General features: G+C 31.2%; 6 protein-coding genes. 1 reads left to right on the forward strand and 5 read right to left on the reverse strand.

Going from position 1 to position 17157, the window contains the following annotated elements; genetic code table 11:
• Positions 1 to 642: 642 nt before the first annotated feature.
• Positions 643 to 8730, reverse strand: a complete 8088-nt coding sequence (locus BUA48_RS09980; protein WP_072831916.1) for a DUF7507 domain-containing protein — start codon at positions 8728 to 8730, stop codon at positions 643 to 645.
• A 281-nt stretch (positions 8731 to 9011) separates the two neighbouring features.
• On the opposite strand from BUA48_RS09980, the gene BUA48_RS09985 reads away from it, so the two are divergent.
• Positions 9012 to 12437 carry a COG1361 family protein gene (locus BUA48_RS09985; protein WP_072831917.1) on the forward strand — a complete coding sequence of 1142 codons (3426 nt, stop codon included), beginning with the start codon at positions 9012 to 9014 and terminating at the stop codon, positions 12435 to 12437.
• 49 nt (positions 12438 to 12486) lie between these two features.
• Here BUA48_RS09985 and BUA48_RS09990 read toward each other — a convergent pair whose 3' ends face one another.
• The 4 genes from BUA48_RS09990 to BUA48_RS10005 form a co-directional block, all read right to left on the reverse strand.
• On the reverse strand, positions 12487 to 13383 hold the full coding sequence (locus tag BUA48_RS09990; protein ID WP_072831918.1) for a DUF11 domain-containing protein: 897 nt from the start codon (positions 13381 to 13383) through the stop codon (positions 12487 to 12489).
• A gap of 3 nt (positions 13384 to 13386) precedes the next feature.
• Entirely contained in the window at positions 13387 to 13896 is a 510-nt protein-coding gene (locus tag BUA48_RS09995; protein ID WP_072831919.1) for a hypothetical protein, read from the reverse strand.
• 417 nt (positions 13897 to 14313) lie between these two features.
• On the reverse strand, positions 14314 to 14910 hold the full coding sequence (locus BUA48_RS10000; protein ID WP_072831920.1) for a hypothetical protein: 597 nt from the start codon (positions 14908 to 14910) through the stop codon (positions 14314 to 14316).
• Between the two features lie 240 nt (positions 14911 to 15150).
• The gene (locus tag BUA48_RS10005; RefSeq protein WP_072831921.1) at positions 15151 to 17136 is read right to left on the reverse strand and encodes an immunoglobulin-like domain-containing protein; all 1986 of its coding nucleotides are present in this window, start codon (positions 17134 to 17136) and stop codon (positions 15151 to 15153) included.
• Positions 17137 to 17157: the final 21 nt, after the last annotated feature.

Below are 17157 nucleotides of genomic sequence, written 5' to 3' on the forward strand. Positions count from 1 at the left end.
ATAATAATTAATCCTAACTATGATGAAGAAACATTATTGAAAAAAATATATATAAATATAAATTTCCCTGAAAATATTTATTTATGTATATAAACTTATTTTTATGTTTTTAAATATCCCCTTTAATCCAATCTAACCTATGATACACAAGATAAAGTTGCTAAGTCAACATTATCATCAATCTTTTTTTGAAAATACTAAACATTTTTTTATTTTTCGTTAAATTAAATATATATTAAATTTATATAATAAATAAATGCTTATATTATGAATTTAAATCATATTTTATCATTTTCCTTTATAATCTATATATTGCAATATGTATATATTATAGATATTTATAAAATTTTCTACATCATTTTTACATATTGACTTATAGTGTCTTGTTAACATTTAAATTTATCATAGAAAACACTCCTCCCATGACAAACAGATTCATTTTTACTGCCTGTCATAAGAGAAGTATTTCTTTTTAAAACTTAGAATTTAATCCTTACTAATCAGGTGCCAAGAACTCTTTTTTACTTTATATCAACTAAATCCTATTTATTAAAACACTGAATTACATTAACTAATCCCCTAAATACTTACCCCTTTTTAGACTCCTTCACTTTTAACTCTTAATTCCTATCTATCTTTTCATTAACTAATTACTTTAACATTGTATACAACCACTACAATTTCTCCAGGTTTCATTGTATTTAATGCAAAACCTGCAGCTGGATTGTAGGTTGGCTGACTTGTTCCATTCACCTTAACTGTACCTATTACATAAACAGAGTTTGCAGGCGTAGGGTCAAGGAATACTACATTAGTTGCATCTATATTGCCTGTATTTACTATTGTTATTGTATAGGTTAGAGTTTCTCCTATTGTTGCAAATTTCTTATCTACAATCTTAGTTACGCTCAAACTTCCTAATGCTATATTAGTTGTTGTTGTATTAGAATAGCTTGTTGTGCTAACTGGTGGTTGTTTTGGATCTACTAAATAGTTAAAGTTCATAACAGCTTGGTTTGTTACCTTATTGCTAGCTGGAACTGAAACTACATTAGCTTGGAAGCTAACTGTTACTTGGTTTCCTACTCCAATATCTCCAAGACTGAATCCTGATGTTGGATCATAACCTGAGTGATTAGTTCCGTTTACATATACAGTACCTGTTTTAAAGGTTGCTCCTGTCGATGGTATATCTTGGAATATAACACTGTTAGCAATTGCATTACCTGTATTTATTATAGTAATAGTATAGGTTAATACATCTCCTACTGTTGCTATAGACTTGTCTACTACCTTAGTTGCTGTTAATTGTCCTTTTATTACTTGAGTTGTTACAGTACTACTTTGAACACTCTTATCTAAATATGATGCATTCGGATCAATTTTATAACTAAAGTCTATTTGAGATTTATTACTTACTTGTGGTGGTACTGGTAAAGTGTTAACTACTGTATCGAAGGCAACTGTCACAGTTTGTCCTGGAGCTAGGTTTACTAACGGCATCCCTACTGTTGGGTTTAAATTAGGATTTATTACTCCATTTACCCTTACTGAACCTGATACATAACTTAACTCTGCTTGTAATACATCATGGAATTCTAAAGTCACTGCATTAACATTACCTACATTAGTAATTTGAGAGGTGTAGGTTATTGTATCCCCTACCTTCGCATACATCTTGTCTACACTCTTGGTATTAGTTAAACTTCCAAGGTTTATTTGAGTTGATACAGTATTAGAAGTTGTGCTTACTGTATGATCTGCACCTGCTGGATTTATCTTGTATACACCACTTACAAAGGCGTAGTTTGTAATCTGTGATGGATTTGGAACTGAAGTTACCTGTACTTGGAATGCAACTTCTGTTGTAGCTCCAACTAAAAGGTTAGATAAAGCAAATCCATTTATAGGGTTTAATAATGGTTTTGAAGCTCCATCTACTACTACACTGCCCTCTACAAAGGTTGCTCCATTAGATAGTGTATCAATAAAATTCAATGCTGTTATTATAGCTGTTCCTGTATTTTTAACTATAATTTTATAATTTAAGATATTAGATATAGTTGCATATGCTAAATCTACAGTCTTATTGGCAGTCATACTTGATACAACTATAATTGTTGAAACAGTATTAGATGATGCTGTACTGTTATATAGTTGTCCATTAGGATCTACCTTGTAAGAGAAAGTTCCATTTGCATAGTTTATAATAGAATTTCTAGTAGGGTTGTTATTCACTGTTACAGTAAAGGATACTGTTATTGAAGCTAATGTGGTTAAAGTTCCCAAACTAAATCCTACTGTTGGATCATAGGTTGGTTGACTATTTCCACCTACTATAACTGTTCCTTCATTAAAGCTTACATCAGACTGTAATCCATCAGTAAATATTACATTATTTAATTCTACATTTCCTGTATTAGTTACAGTCATTGTATAGGTTAATACATCTCCAACTGTTGCATAGCCTTTATCCACCTGCTTAATAATTGTTAACTCACCCTTGTTGATTTGAGTTGTTGCTGGATTACTGTTTACTTGATATATAATATCAGGTCCTGCTGGATTTATACGATAGCTATATATTACATTAGCTACGTTGCTTACTAAGGATGGTGAAGGTAAGCTTGTTACTATTGCATTAAATTTAACAACCGTTGTTGTACCAACTGATATTGTTGAAAGTGTAAAGCTTTCATAAGGATTGTAATCTGGTTGTGGTATATTATCTATACTTACTGAACCTTTTACAAAGCTTAATCCCTCTGGAACTACATCTCTAAAGTTTACATTGGTAGCATCTACATTACCTGCATTTGCTATATTGATTGTATAGGTTAGAGTATCCCCTATTGTTGCATATGCCTTACTTACTGATTTAGTAACATTAACCTTTCCTAAATTAATCCTAGTTGGTACTGTATTACTTAAGTCTTGAGTTGATACATTGGGATTGCTTGGATTTATATTATATTGATAATTTACCTCTGCAGTATTATAAATCATATAGTCACTTGGTAGTGATTTTACTGTTGCAATGAAGGCAACTGTTATAGTCTTACTATTAAGACTGTATGGTTCAAGGTTATCTAATGCAAAACCATTATTAGGATTAAAAGTACTATCCTTATTTACACCATTAATATAAAGTGAACCAGCCTTAAATATTGCATCTGAAGCTACAAGGTCTTGGAAGAACATATGAGAACATGTTACATCTCCTATATTCTTAATTGTTATACTATAACTTAAATCATCCCCAATTGTTGCATAGGATTTATCCACAATCTTAGTAATACTTAATTTTCCTAAATTAATATAAGTGGTAACTGGATTAGAAGTTGCTGTATGCTCCTCTTCTAAACTTGTAGGTGTTAACTTATATTTGAATTTAGTTGTTGCTGTATTTATTACTGTGCCTGTAAGAGGTAGTGAATCTACATGAATAGTAAAACTTACAATATTGCTTTGGTTTGGAACTAAATCCGGAATACTAAAACCATTTGTAGGATCATAGTCTGATTTAGATACTCCATTTACAACTACTGTACCTGTAACAAAGGAAGTTGCATTTGGCATTAAATCCTTGAAGTTTAAATTAGTTGCATTTACTGAACCAGTGTTAAGAATATTAATTGTATAATTTAATGAATCTCCTACAGTTGCATAGATCTTATCTACTAGTTTTGTAAGAGTCAACTCTCCAGCTGCAATATAGGTTGTAGTTGTATTACTCTTTAAGTCTGTTACATATACTACCTCTGTTCCCTTTAGATAGTTATAATCAACAGTTGCAGAGTTTTCAACTATATTATCACTTGGTCTACTAATTACAGTTGCAGAGAATTTAACAACTGTAGTTCCTAAATTACTACTAATATCACTTAATGGGAATCCTGTATTTGGATTTAAATTAGTCTTTGGTTCATCATTTATAATAACTGAACCATTATCAAAGCTAATATTACTATCAAGTTCATCTAAGAATGTGATGCCCTTTGCATCTACATTTCCGTGATTGGTTAATAGAACTGTAAAGTTTAATACATCTCCTATTTTAGCTATATCTTTATCTACAGTCTTGGTTGATGATAATATAGCTTCACTTATAGTAACTGTTGTACTAGTAGAATCTACAGTTTTAGTTTTTAATGAACCATTTGGATCTATATAGTATGCGTAACTTACAGAACCTTGGTTTGTTATTATATTATTGTTTGGAATTGCATTTACGGTTACTATAAAGCTAAGATTAATATTATTACCAATATCAAGATTACCTAATGGTATAGGTGCACTAAGATCTAAACCTGGATAGTTAGTTTCGCCAATTACTATAGAACCCGCTTTAAAGGTTGACTCACTTTGAATTATATCTTGGAACCTAAGATTACTTAACAGTGTATTTCCTGTATTTGATATTACAAAGCTATATTTTACTTCATCCCCTCTTATTGCATATCCTCTATTAGCTTGTTTTGTAACACTTAAAGTTCCCACCTTAATAGCTGTAGTTACAGTATTACTATCCTTACTTCCTAAAATAACAGGTTCATTTGGATTTATTTTATATTCATAAGATACATTTGATTTATTACTTACTGTTCCATTGCTTGGTACAGTCTTAACTGTAACTTTGAATGTTATTGTAACAGGAGTATTAGGTGCTATATCACTTAAGCTAAATCCTGTGTTAGGGTCATAACCTAGTTTACTTTGGTTATTAATCTTAACTGAATCTGCAACCAATTGTATATTCGAATCCAATATATCCTTGAATATAACATTAGTTATATTGGTGTTCCCTGTATTTGTTATAACAGAAGTATAATTTAATGTGTCTCCTATTGTTGCATAAGCTAAATCTACACTCTTAGAATTAGTCACTGTAACTGCATTTACTGTTGTAGTAACGTTATTACTAGTAGCTGTTCCTGATATGCTAGATGCATTTGGATTTATATTATACTTATAACTCATACTTGCGCTATTAATTATTGTGTTAGGTGTTGGAACACTAGTTACCGTAGCAGTAAATGTTATAGTATTATTTCCACCTGCAACAATATCATCTATAGTAAATCCATTATTAGGATTTGCACTTGCCTTAACTACATCATTTACCTTAACACTTCCTGTATTAAAGGTTGCCCCACTCGGTATTAAATCTGTAAGGCTTATATTCTTTAGGGTTGTTGTACCTGTATTAGTTGCAACTAAAGTGTAGGTCAAAATATCTCCTACTGTTGCATAATACTTATCAACACCTTTAGTTAATGTTGCTGATCCTGTATTAATAGTAGTTGTAACTGTATTACTATGAACAGTTTTACTTACTGGTGGAATATTAGGATCTGGTAAATAACTAAAGGTGGCATTTGCTGTATTATTAATGACATTAGGATTAGGAAGGCTGTTTACAGTTACATCAAAGGTGATATTAACCACTTGTCCTACGACTATTGATCCTAAACTAAATCCTGTATTTGGATTTAACCCTGGCTTATTCTTAGAGTTTATATTTACAGAATCTGTAACAAAACTTCCAGCTGACTCTATAATATCAGTAAAGAACACATTATTAACTGTAGCATTTCCATTATTGGATAAGTCAATTGAATATCTTACAGTGTCGCCTATTGTTGCATAGTTCTTACTTACACTCTTGCTTATTTGAAGATTTCCTAATAAGACATCTGTTTCAACCTCATTAGAATACTGTGTTTTTTCAATTGTTGGTGAGTCAGGTGTTACTTTATAAGAACAGCTAAAATTAGAAGCGTTCATTATAACTCCTGTTGGTGGAAGTTTAGAAATTATTGTCCCGAATACTATTACTGCACTTTGTGTTGGTTGTAAATCTCCTAATTCAAATCCAACTCTTGGATCATAACTTGCATAATTTACTCCATTCACATATACAGTTCCTGGATAGAAGTCTAAATAATAAGATATATTATCGGTAAATTTTGTTGTACTTAATGGCATTGTACCTGTATTAGTTATAACTGTTTGATATACTAATGGCTCTCCTACCTGTGCATAAGCCTTATCTACGCTCTTAACCACTGTAAAGGATGCAACATCAATTTGAGTTTGAACTGTATTACTAGTATTTGTAGCAATAATATGAGCTCCATTAGGATCTGGCAAATAATTGTAATTTAATTGAGATTTGTTATAAACTATATTAGGACTTGGTACACTTTTAACCTTTGTTTGGAAAGTTACATTTACAGTATTATTAGGATATATACTTCCAACGCTGAATCCTACTGTTGGATCATATCCTGGTTTGCTTACTCCATTAATCTTTACGCTATTTGGAACTAATTCTGTTCCAGCTTCTACATAAGAAGAGAAAACTGTATTATAAGCTTCTATATTTCCTGTATTAGTAAAATCTACAGAGTAATATAAAATATTGTCTATAGTAGCGTTAGATTTATCCACAGTTTCATGTGAGTTTATATTAACATAGTTAGTTTTTGTTGTTACTTTATTAGAATCTATTTCTGTTTCTACTACTGGATTATCTGTGCTGATTTGATATTTAAAAGGTACCTTAGCTATATTTTCTATTAATTCCCTAGGATCTAAAGATTCCACTAAAAGCTTATAACTTATAGTTGTTGATTGACTAGCACCTATGGCATCTATAGTAAAGCCATCAAATGGATCTAGGCTTGGTTTGCTTACTCCATCTATTTTTACACTGTGCTCTACAAAGCTTGTTCCTGTCATTAAGGTTTCTTGGACTGGTATATTAGTATCCGTAACATTCCCTATATTAGTTAATTTTAATGAGCAAGTGATTTGATCTCCTATATTAGGATACTCATTATCTACAGACCTTTCCCCTATAATATCTGTATATTGAATTTCTATTGCTGTAGTATTACTTGTAACTGTTCTTCTTAAATGATCTTCATATTGATTAAAAGTGTATGAAAAGTTAACACAAGAAGAGTTATTTATAAAATCTGAAGGTGGAATAGAGTTAATTGTTGCCTTAAACTTTATTTGTACACTATCACTTACCTTTAAGTCATCTAAAGGAAATCCGCTATTAGGATCTAAGCTTGTATTAATAACCCCATTTATGGAAACGCTTCCAGTTTTAAATGAACAATACTTAGTAACGGGATCACTAAAAAATACATCTAATGCTTTTTCTGTTCCTATATTAGTTATATCAATAGTGTACTCTATAATGTCCCCTACAATTGCCGCTGACTTAGATGCACTCTTAGCAATAGTTAATTTACCTTGCTGCACTATAATAGACATTTTCTTTGTGCTATCATAATTTCTAACTGTAGTCCCTGAGGATGCAAATTCATAGTTATAATCAACAGTTACCGGAAGAATTTTATTACTTGGTAATGAATTTACCCTAATAGTAAATATAACATTCACTACTCCTGCTGCTTCAAGACTTCCAATATTAAAGCCTGTAGTTATATTGGCACCATTTTGAACTATTCCATTTACCTTTAGTGAGTTAGGAATAAATGAGCAACTTGAATCTAAAATACTTGATAAAATAACATTATTAGCTGTTACAGTTCCCGTATTTTTAATTTGTGCTATAAGGCTTAACTCATTTCCAACTTCAATATTGTATTCTCCATCACCATCATTATCATAAGCCGTTAAGGTTGAAATCATATTAGGTGCATCAGCTTGCACTTGTGTTCCTAATGCTACAACTTGTACTCCATCAGTAGTTCCTGTTGCATTCAATTGCATTGCTAACTGACTTTGATTTGGAACTAAAGTATTGCTTATATTCACCTCTGTTATATCCCATTTATTCCTAGCTCCTAGTACTTGAGTTGGTACAAATGCATCATGATTTTTACTTCCATTTGTTCCGCTTCCATCTATTAATCCTACATTGCTATTTAGAGGATCACATATATTTACTTGTCCAGTAAAGAAAGAATTATATGGGTTATTTGGCGCTGTTCCCGGATTTGGATTTGGTGACCCCACCGGATTTCCTATGGTGCTTAAATTTGCAAAGGATGGTCCCACCTTAACGGTTTGAACTCCTGTCAATGGCTCTCCATTGGCAACAGCCATGAATATATCCCCTCTTAATTTATCTTCTTGAGATGAAGTTAAAAATCCAACTACATTATTTTGCAATATACTTCCTTCTGATGCTGGTGCTATTCCTGTTGATAAAGTTATCTTTTGAGGAACTATTGAAGCATTTCTATATACTACAACTAGTGTCCATCCTGCTCTTGTATTGCTTAATCCTGATATCGGAATACTTGTAGGAATTCCTGAAACTCCATACCATCCTCCTAAGGAACTTTGCACTATACTTGTTACATTTACGGATCTAAATCTATCTATACTACCTGAAGCACCGTTGAATGTTTCTCCAATAGTTGGTGTTACCGTTACATTTCCACTTGGGGTTATAAACATAACAGGGTCATCTTGCATAGATCTAACATCCTGTGCTGATGCTGAAAAACTTTTTACTGTAGAATACCAAACTAGTTCTGCGTAAAGTATAGTACTATTCGGTAATATACTTATTTGAGCCTTACTTCCTGATGCTGCCCAGTCTCTAGTTGTTGTTCCTGATACTGTAATCATATCCGAAGTATTAACTCCTACGGCAGTAGTATCACCACATACAACTAAACTATTTCCTGTTGACACAAGAATAGCTTTATCCACTGCTGAAAACCTGCTTGTAAGCGACATATTCTCCTCCTCGATTAGCCATAAATTTATAGAGTTACCTGTAATACTAATAACTTCACATATATCATGTTAGGATTATACTTGGAATTTACATTGATATATTTCAGTAATTATTCCCATTAGAAAACTCTTATTTTTTATTAAAAGTATAAAATGCTAATCTAATTTCATCTTATTATTCTATGAATCCTAAAAATGTTGTGTTACACGTTACACCTATTAAATTCACTTCATATTATAAATATCAATGATTGTATTCTTAAACAAAGGAGAAGAAAAAAATGGCATCTAATATGCTTTCACTTAGTATAAATAAATCGGGTAATGTACCCATTCTTTTAGGAGGAACTTCTTCCTTCACTGCTAGTATAAGAAATTTAAGTCCTACAGAGAGATATTATAACCTTAGTTTATCCCTTGCTCTTCCTGATGGACTTACTCTTTCCTCTTCTACTATAACGCAGACTTCTAAAACAACTAACACTGATGGTAGTAGTGTGTATTATTGGACAAACTTAAAGGACTTAGCTGCACTTGAAGTCCCTTATACCTTTGATATAACCCTAAAATCCTCTACTACTTTCAAAAATGGTTCCTCAATTCCCTTTGGCTACGTCTTTAGCAATATAGTTTTCTCTTGTTCAGTAGACACTATGCCTAGAGGTATCTATGACTTAGGAAATGAAAAATTTTCTCAAAGTTCTACCATAAGCTTTAAAGCTATAAGATTCATGTGTACCTCCTCAACATCTGGAAAGGTTTTAAAAGGTGCCGGCAGCAGCTTATCATTAAATGATTATTCTCAAGTAACTACCTGCACTTGTAAATTCACAAATAACACTACCACTACTTCTACTGTGAATATATCTATATTGCTGGATGATGGTATTCGTTATATAGGTAATATAAGTACCTCTGGAACTGATGCAAGTAGTTTTTTATATCCAAATATAAGTACTGTTTCAATTAATGGCAAACAATATATCCAACTATATTATAGTGCTATAACTCTCTCTAAAAACAGTAACACTACCTTAGTTTTCAGTTATGCTATTTGGAATAGATATAATAATAACTTAGGTGATTTATTAATTCATGGCACTAAGCTTAATATATCTGCTAATATGGTGTCTACTTCAGATAGTGATTCATATTCTAGCACTTCAAGTTTTTCTGCTATGGATTTAATTATCTCTACCTCTGTTACTAAGTCTTTAGTGGATATTCAAACTTCATTACAATTTAAATATATATATTCTGTTGGACAATATTATGATCTTAAGGATATAGCTATAAATTACTTTATAGCTGATGGTGTTTACTATAACTCAAGTACACCTAGCCCAGTTTCGGCAGTAGATGATCCTACACTTAAAGGCTTTAATCTTAATTATAACTTCCCAACAGCCTCTAAGAATTCTCAAAGCACTGTAACCATAAATGCTGTCATTAGTTCCTTCTATAGATATAAGTTAGATTCAAATAATAATTTTCTTCCTGTAGTTGCCTTTGATTCCTTTATTGAAAGCACAAATATCTCAGCTACAACAATACAATTAAATTCTATTGTTACAGATTCAGCTTCTACTTCCTGTAGCATAAATATTGCTGCATTAAAAAAGGAATTCTTAAACGGTTATTATAGTGACGGCTCCTTGAAATCTATTTCAACTTTAGCACCTGGAGATTTTGCACAGTATAGATTGACCTATGATGCTCTTACTTTAAAAGCAACTCAAAAGGCTATCTTTGTTGATGATTTCTTTCCATTATCAACAGATCCTATAAATAATCTAAACTATAGTTATGGTGGTTATACTCCATCTACGCTTACTCCGCAGTTAATTGACCCTCACGGGGTAGATTTCAACTATGGCAATTTCCCTGGTAATTCTTATTCAACTATAACCTTCAAAGTTCCCATTGCCTTATTAGGTAGTTCTGCTCAAAATATAAATCTACTAAAATTGAAAGGGCTTAACACCAATAATATCGCTTATAGCAATAGAACTCAGGTAACAGTTAATATTGGAACTCCAAACCTTCAATTAACTAAAACCGTAACAGGACCTAATATTAACTCAATTAAAGCTGGAGAAGTCTATAGCTATACAGTTAAAATAAGCAATACTAATACACTTGGTACTGAAACAGATGCTTTTAACTTTACTCTTAGCGATGCCTTTTCCACTTGGTTTACCTTAATCCCTAGTTCAATTAGTGTAAGTGGAACTGGAGCATCATCAGCACCTACTGTAACTTCATCAGGAATTCAGCTTCCTATTAATAAATTAGCTCCTGGTCAATCTCTAACTTTATTCTATAGTGTAACTATAATAGATACCTTAGCACCAGGAGTTAAAATCCAGACCACAGCAACAAATACTAATCCTTACTCCCAAATATATCTTGATGGTGGCACTAACTTCCAATACTCTAGCCTCATAAAGACAGCAAGCACAACTATATCAGCACCAATTATAGTTTTATCTAAAAGCTATATTCAGGACACCATTAAAATTGGCTCTAATATAACCTATGTTTTAACCCTTACTATTCCTCAAGGAACCATAGCCTATGGAGTAACTGTAAGTGATACTCTACCTAGTGGACTGCAATCTTATTTAAATTCTGCTAGTAGAAATGGTTTTAGTGTAACCCCTACTGTATCTGGCAGCACTATAACCTTCCCTTCTGAAGGAACTATAGATGCTCGTTTAAATAGTCAAGTTATAACTTACACCTTATTATATAAAGTTACTTCTGGCTCTAAATCCTTAAATGCTCTAACTTCAACTCAAACTAATACTGGAAAGGTAATTTATAAACAAACTTCTAGTGGTTCAACTTTAACTATCAATACTCCTCTAGTTGTAACTATAAATCATCCTAATATAGGAATGCTTCTAAGTGTTACAGATAGAACTTCTTCTATAACATCAACTACTACTGCAAATATAAATACCTCTTCTATATTAGACTTTAAACTCACCTTTCAAAACAATAGTAATGTGGATCTTATAAATGGAGTTATTAAAATACCTCTTAATACAAACTTTATATTTGTATCAATTAATAATTCTGTTCAATGCTCCCCTTACTATGACACTGCAGCTAAGAGCATAATATTAAGCATTTCTAGTTTAGTGGCTTCTGCCTTAGGCTTTGTTACCTTCACATTAATACCAGTTTCATCTCTTAGAGCAGGTAGCACCTTAACAATGCAAGCAACAGCAACCCAATATTATAATACTCTTTCAAGTTATCTTTATAGCGGAGAGCAAAGTAATATTTTATCTATAGTTACTACACCTGGGGTTTCTCTTCTTCCAAATCCATCTGATAGAATAGATGATTCAACCTCCTATATAGTAACTAAACCTGGTGGAACTGCTACGATTATTAATAACTTCAAAAATACTGGTGGAGGTTATGATGACTACAGCTTAGCTATAAATGCTGTATCAATTCCATACAGTCTGTATATTGATGATATAAAAATAGCAGATGTTGCTGCTAATACAAAATATCAAGCTAATTTGCCTGTGCTAAGTAATCTTGCTCCTAATAGTACAAAGATATTTAAAATACTAACTACGATACCTTCTGACTCTAACTTGGGAGCACGATATGATTTTGTAGTTACAGTAGCATCAAAGACTTCACCTTATCCAAGTAAAACAGTTTTAAATATTGACCCTAGCTAAGAATAAAAATTTAAGGACTACAGGCTATTAATTCCATAGCCTGTAGTCCTTAAATCTCTATTAACAAAGAAGTATTTACAAATATTCTTCTACAATCTACCTTCTTATAAGTAGATTGCTCAATAGTTGCTTTAACACTCTTATCTTCACAATACTCTAATCCACTTGGTACTAAAAGAAAGCTTGAAAATCCTTCTTGTTCTCTAAAACTTTGAACCCCAGATTTATAATTGTATATTACTTCATAGTCAATTGCTCCAATAATAATAAGATTGCTTAAATCATTACTGTCATAACTAGATGTCGTTGTAATAGGAGTTTCTACTAACTTCGTATCAATTATTTTCACTTTTATTTTAACTGATATAATATCTTTTATTGAAGGCATACACTTAGAAATACTTAAAAGATTACTCACCTCAAGTTGTTTAAATAAATCTTTTCTTATTTGAGTTGAAACTACATTGCTTTCCTTTTCTACTCTTTCAGGCTTTTCCTCAATATTATATATATAATCATATATTGCCTTTGAAGAATTGTTTATAATATGCTCCTCATTTTCTTCATTCACTAAAACCTTAAAAGAAATACTTATTGAATCACCAGGCAAAATAGTACCTATATAAAATCCTTTTATGGGATTTACACATCTTATATTTACCTTATTAACAAAAACGCTATTAGAAATGAATCTTAACCCCTTTGGAATTGAATCCTGAAAAAATACATTAGTAACATCAATATCACTTATATTTTTTATGACTATATCATAAGTTAGTACTTCAAACTTTGATATAGTATCCTTATTAACCTTCTTTGTAACAGAAATCAATTCATTAATAACATCAGTTGATACTACATTACTAAATACAGTATTAACTATACTTGGAGATACGGTATCTGGTTTATATCGAAAAGTTACTCTACATTCATTAGAAATTCTCATTTTTTATTCTTCCTTAATCAACTTTTTATCATCATACTCAATAAATATAGTAGTACTTATTAGAACCTTATTCTCACTTATTTTAGCTAAACTCCCATCCTCTATAATATATCTTAGATTTATAATATTCTCGTCACAAACTGGATTAGGAATCACTATAAATGTACTAAAAGACATACTCTTCTCTAATACATACGCATTACTAAATTCATTGCCACATCCTTTTTTCTTCTTAGGTTTAAAATATATGCTAACATCAACATAACCCATTAAAACAAGTTTTTTACCTGTTAAATATTGTCCCTCTATTGAAAGTCCATTTATTGTGTTTATTATCTTTGCAGATATTATCTTTAGATTTCCAACCTTTAAATCTAAAGTATATTCTGAATCTACACCACAAGGTACAACTAAATTTTCATATATATTGAATTGTTTAAAATACCTAGGCAACTCAACTTCTTCACATGCAGTAAACCCATGCTTCATTTCCTTTAAATTCAAAGTACTCATTTTCTCCTCCAAACATACTTACTTTAATAAATTACTATATAAGATTTATATTTTAAAAGGTGATAATTTAAAACGTTATTTATCAAATATATATTTGATAAATAACAACAAAAACTTATATACCAGCTAATAACCAGTATATGATTCATATGACTTTAAGTTACTTTTTAATACAAATTACTACAAATTGAAGTTTTATATATTAATATAAGGTTTTATACTTACAATTACTAAATGCTCATAAAAATTATTAATACTATTTATCTATATCCCTTTTTAAACCCTATAAATTTACTCTTCATAACAAAATAAAAAATTACATAGTCCCACTAATTTATCTTTACATATATTAAGAACTACTCTTCATAAAAAACAAAAGATTACATAATCCTTATAATAAGAATCCTGTAATCTTAATTAAGTACTACCTTTTAAATGTTTTATTTCCTTCTTTAAACTCTCAACTTCACACACTAAAGCATTTACACATTGAGTAAGTTCTCTTATCTGATTTTCATAATCTACGTTACTAGGGTTACTGCTCGTATTGGATGCTCCCGAGGCAGTTCCCCCAGTTGATGATGTTGAACTTGATGAACTTCCACTCCCCTGTGTATTGCTAGTACAATATGGATTTACTATATTTCTATTTTTTCTATTATAATATCTCCCTGGCCCTGTTTGAAAATATTGCTGTTGTGAGTTATAAGTTAAAATAACTTGCCCTATTAGTTCAAACCAGTTTCCTATAGCATTCTGTACATTAAAGGGTAAATTACCCGCCATAACATCTCCTATAACTTCTCCCATTATAATAAATAACTCAGGATTTAAATCTTGAAATCCAAAGGGTATATCCTCACACCCCTCTGTACTATTTGTGTTACCTCCTTGAGTTCCACCTTGCCCACTACTTTGCCCGGCACCTTGGTTATTGGGATTGCTTCCGTTGCCTACATTAAATATACAATTTTTTATAAACTCATTAAAACCATCTAATCCCTTAAAATCCATTAGCACCTCTTTAAATAAATTAGTTTACTTATTATATTATTCACTAAAGCTACTTTATGATAACAATATTAATAAGATACGTTTTAGATACGTTTTAAATAACCCTTTATTTTTAAAATTATTATATATTAATCATAACTATCCTTACACAAAAATAGCAGACTCTTAAGTTATCTATTTTTGCTTATAACTTAAAATCTGCTATTTAAATCTATTTCTTTATGAATTTAAAACTTAAATCTATTTTCTTTTTCTCATCATTCCTAAACCTAAACTACTTAAAGATATAAGGCCTAATGCCAAATACTGCGCGGCTCCAAAATCCCCTGTTTTAGGACTATCTTTTTGCTTCACAAAGCTATTCTCTTTCTTCTTAGATTCCTTCTTAGGAGTTACTTTGGCTACCCCTTCTTCTTTTTTTATTGCCGGATCTACTGTAACAATTATTTTCTTAATAGCTTTACCACCATTACTATCTACTACCTCATAGGTTATTTCATATTTACCTACTTTATTGGTATCTACACTTCCTAATACTTTTATATTTTCCTTAGGAATTATTCCGTCTTCCTTATCCTCTGCCGTCACTAATTCTAAAGCTTCGAACTTGTCCCCTTCTTTTATAGTTACATCCTCTGCTTTAATAATTGGTATACTATTGATTAACTGCATTTTCGGAACTACTGTAACAGTGATTCTCTTTATTGCTTTTGCACCATTACTATCCGTTACCTCGTAGGTTATTTCATACTTCCCTACTTTATTGGTATCTACTTTTCCTAGCACCTTTATGTTTCCACTAGGAATTATTCCGTCTTCCTTATCCTCTGCTGTCACTAGTTTTAGGGCATCAAACTTATCCCCTTCTTTTATAGTTACATCTTCAGCTCTTATATTCGGTATATTATTAAGCTTCTGTGGTATCTTTCTTACTATGTTATAAGATACTTCAAAACGTCTATCACCTATATTATTAACATGCCATTCTATAGCATTATTATTTACTATTTCTTTAATTCCCTCTACAGAACATTTAAAGGACCCTGGCACAATGGAGTACCCCTGTTCTACAGTATCTTTTAAATTATAATTAAAAGATCTAATATCACTACTTACTTCTCTTAAATTCTTCGTTAACTGAGCTAAATCCCCCGCATAGGAAAACTTACTTTCATCAGATGCCATCATCCTAAATAAACTCTCATTTTCCTTTGTGTCCTCTAAAAACTCTCTATAATTAGAGCTTCCAATTTGCTCATTATTCAAAAACATAGAGTATACTTTATATCCCTTATTTTTAATAGAATTAATTCTTTGCTCAATTAAATATCTTAAATCATAAAACTCTGCCTTAGAATTATCATACACTCTTCCTTTTAATAAGGCATTAGTGTTTATATAGCTAGTATCAATAACTTTCTTTTCTGCTCCTGGATAATCTCCTAACTCCTTACTAAGTTTAGAAGTTTCTCTATCATACTCTTCAAAATCAATTTCATCATTATTTAGCTTTTTATTTAATTCATCTATTTTATTTTTAATGACACTACCCGGATAATAATTGGAATGTTCACCATAATAGTTTCCTGTTGCGGAATAATAATAATCCCTTTCAGGTCCAATATTAGGATGTCCATCACCTAATACAATTAATATTTTTTCATCAGCATCAGCTCTTGAATTATTATCTAAATCTTCTTCAGCCTTAGCTAGTCCATCTAATAAAGGAGTAAACCCTCCAGCCTTTATGGAATTCACAGCTTCCATAGCTGCATTTAAATCCTTACCTAATGGGTATATTGTCTTTATGCTTGTCTCACTTTTTATTTCTAAATCATTTTTACCATATATAACAGATGGTCCTTTAAACACTGTTATACCAACTCTATCATAATTTCCATCTACTCCAGAAATAAATTTATTTATAATATTTTTTGCCTGCTGCATGTTCTCATCTTTTTCCTTCATGGAACCCGAAGCATCAATTAAAATTTCAATATCAACCTTCTTTTTCTGAGGAATATCATCAAGATTTTTCTCTACTGTCAGTGTTACCTTTTTTTCCTCTTCCAAATCAGTTTTTCTTACCTGTTCAACTTTTTTCACTGCACTATCCCAATTTTCTTCTGCAAACACAGTGCCACAATTTCCTATCAAACTTCCAATCATTGCAACAACTGCAACAAAACTTATGTATATCTTATTTTTCTTGCTCTTTAATTTCATTCCGTCTCCCCCTTTGTACTG

The sequence above is a fragment of the Clostridium collagenovorans DSM 3089 genome (genome assembly GCF_900130005.1).
In the GTDB taxonomy this organism is placed as follows: domain Bacteria; phylum Bacillota; class Clostridia; order Clostridiales; family Clostridiaceae; genus Clostridium_D; species Clostridium_D collagenovorans.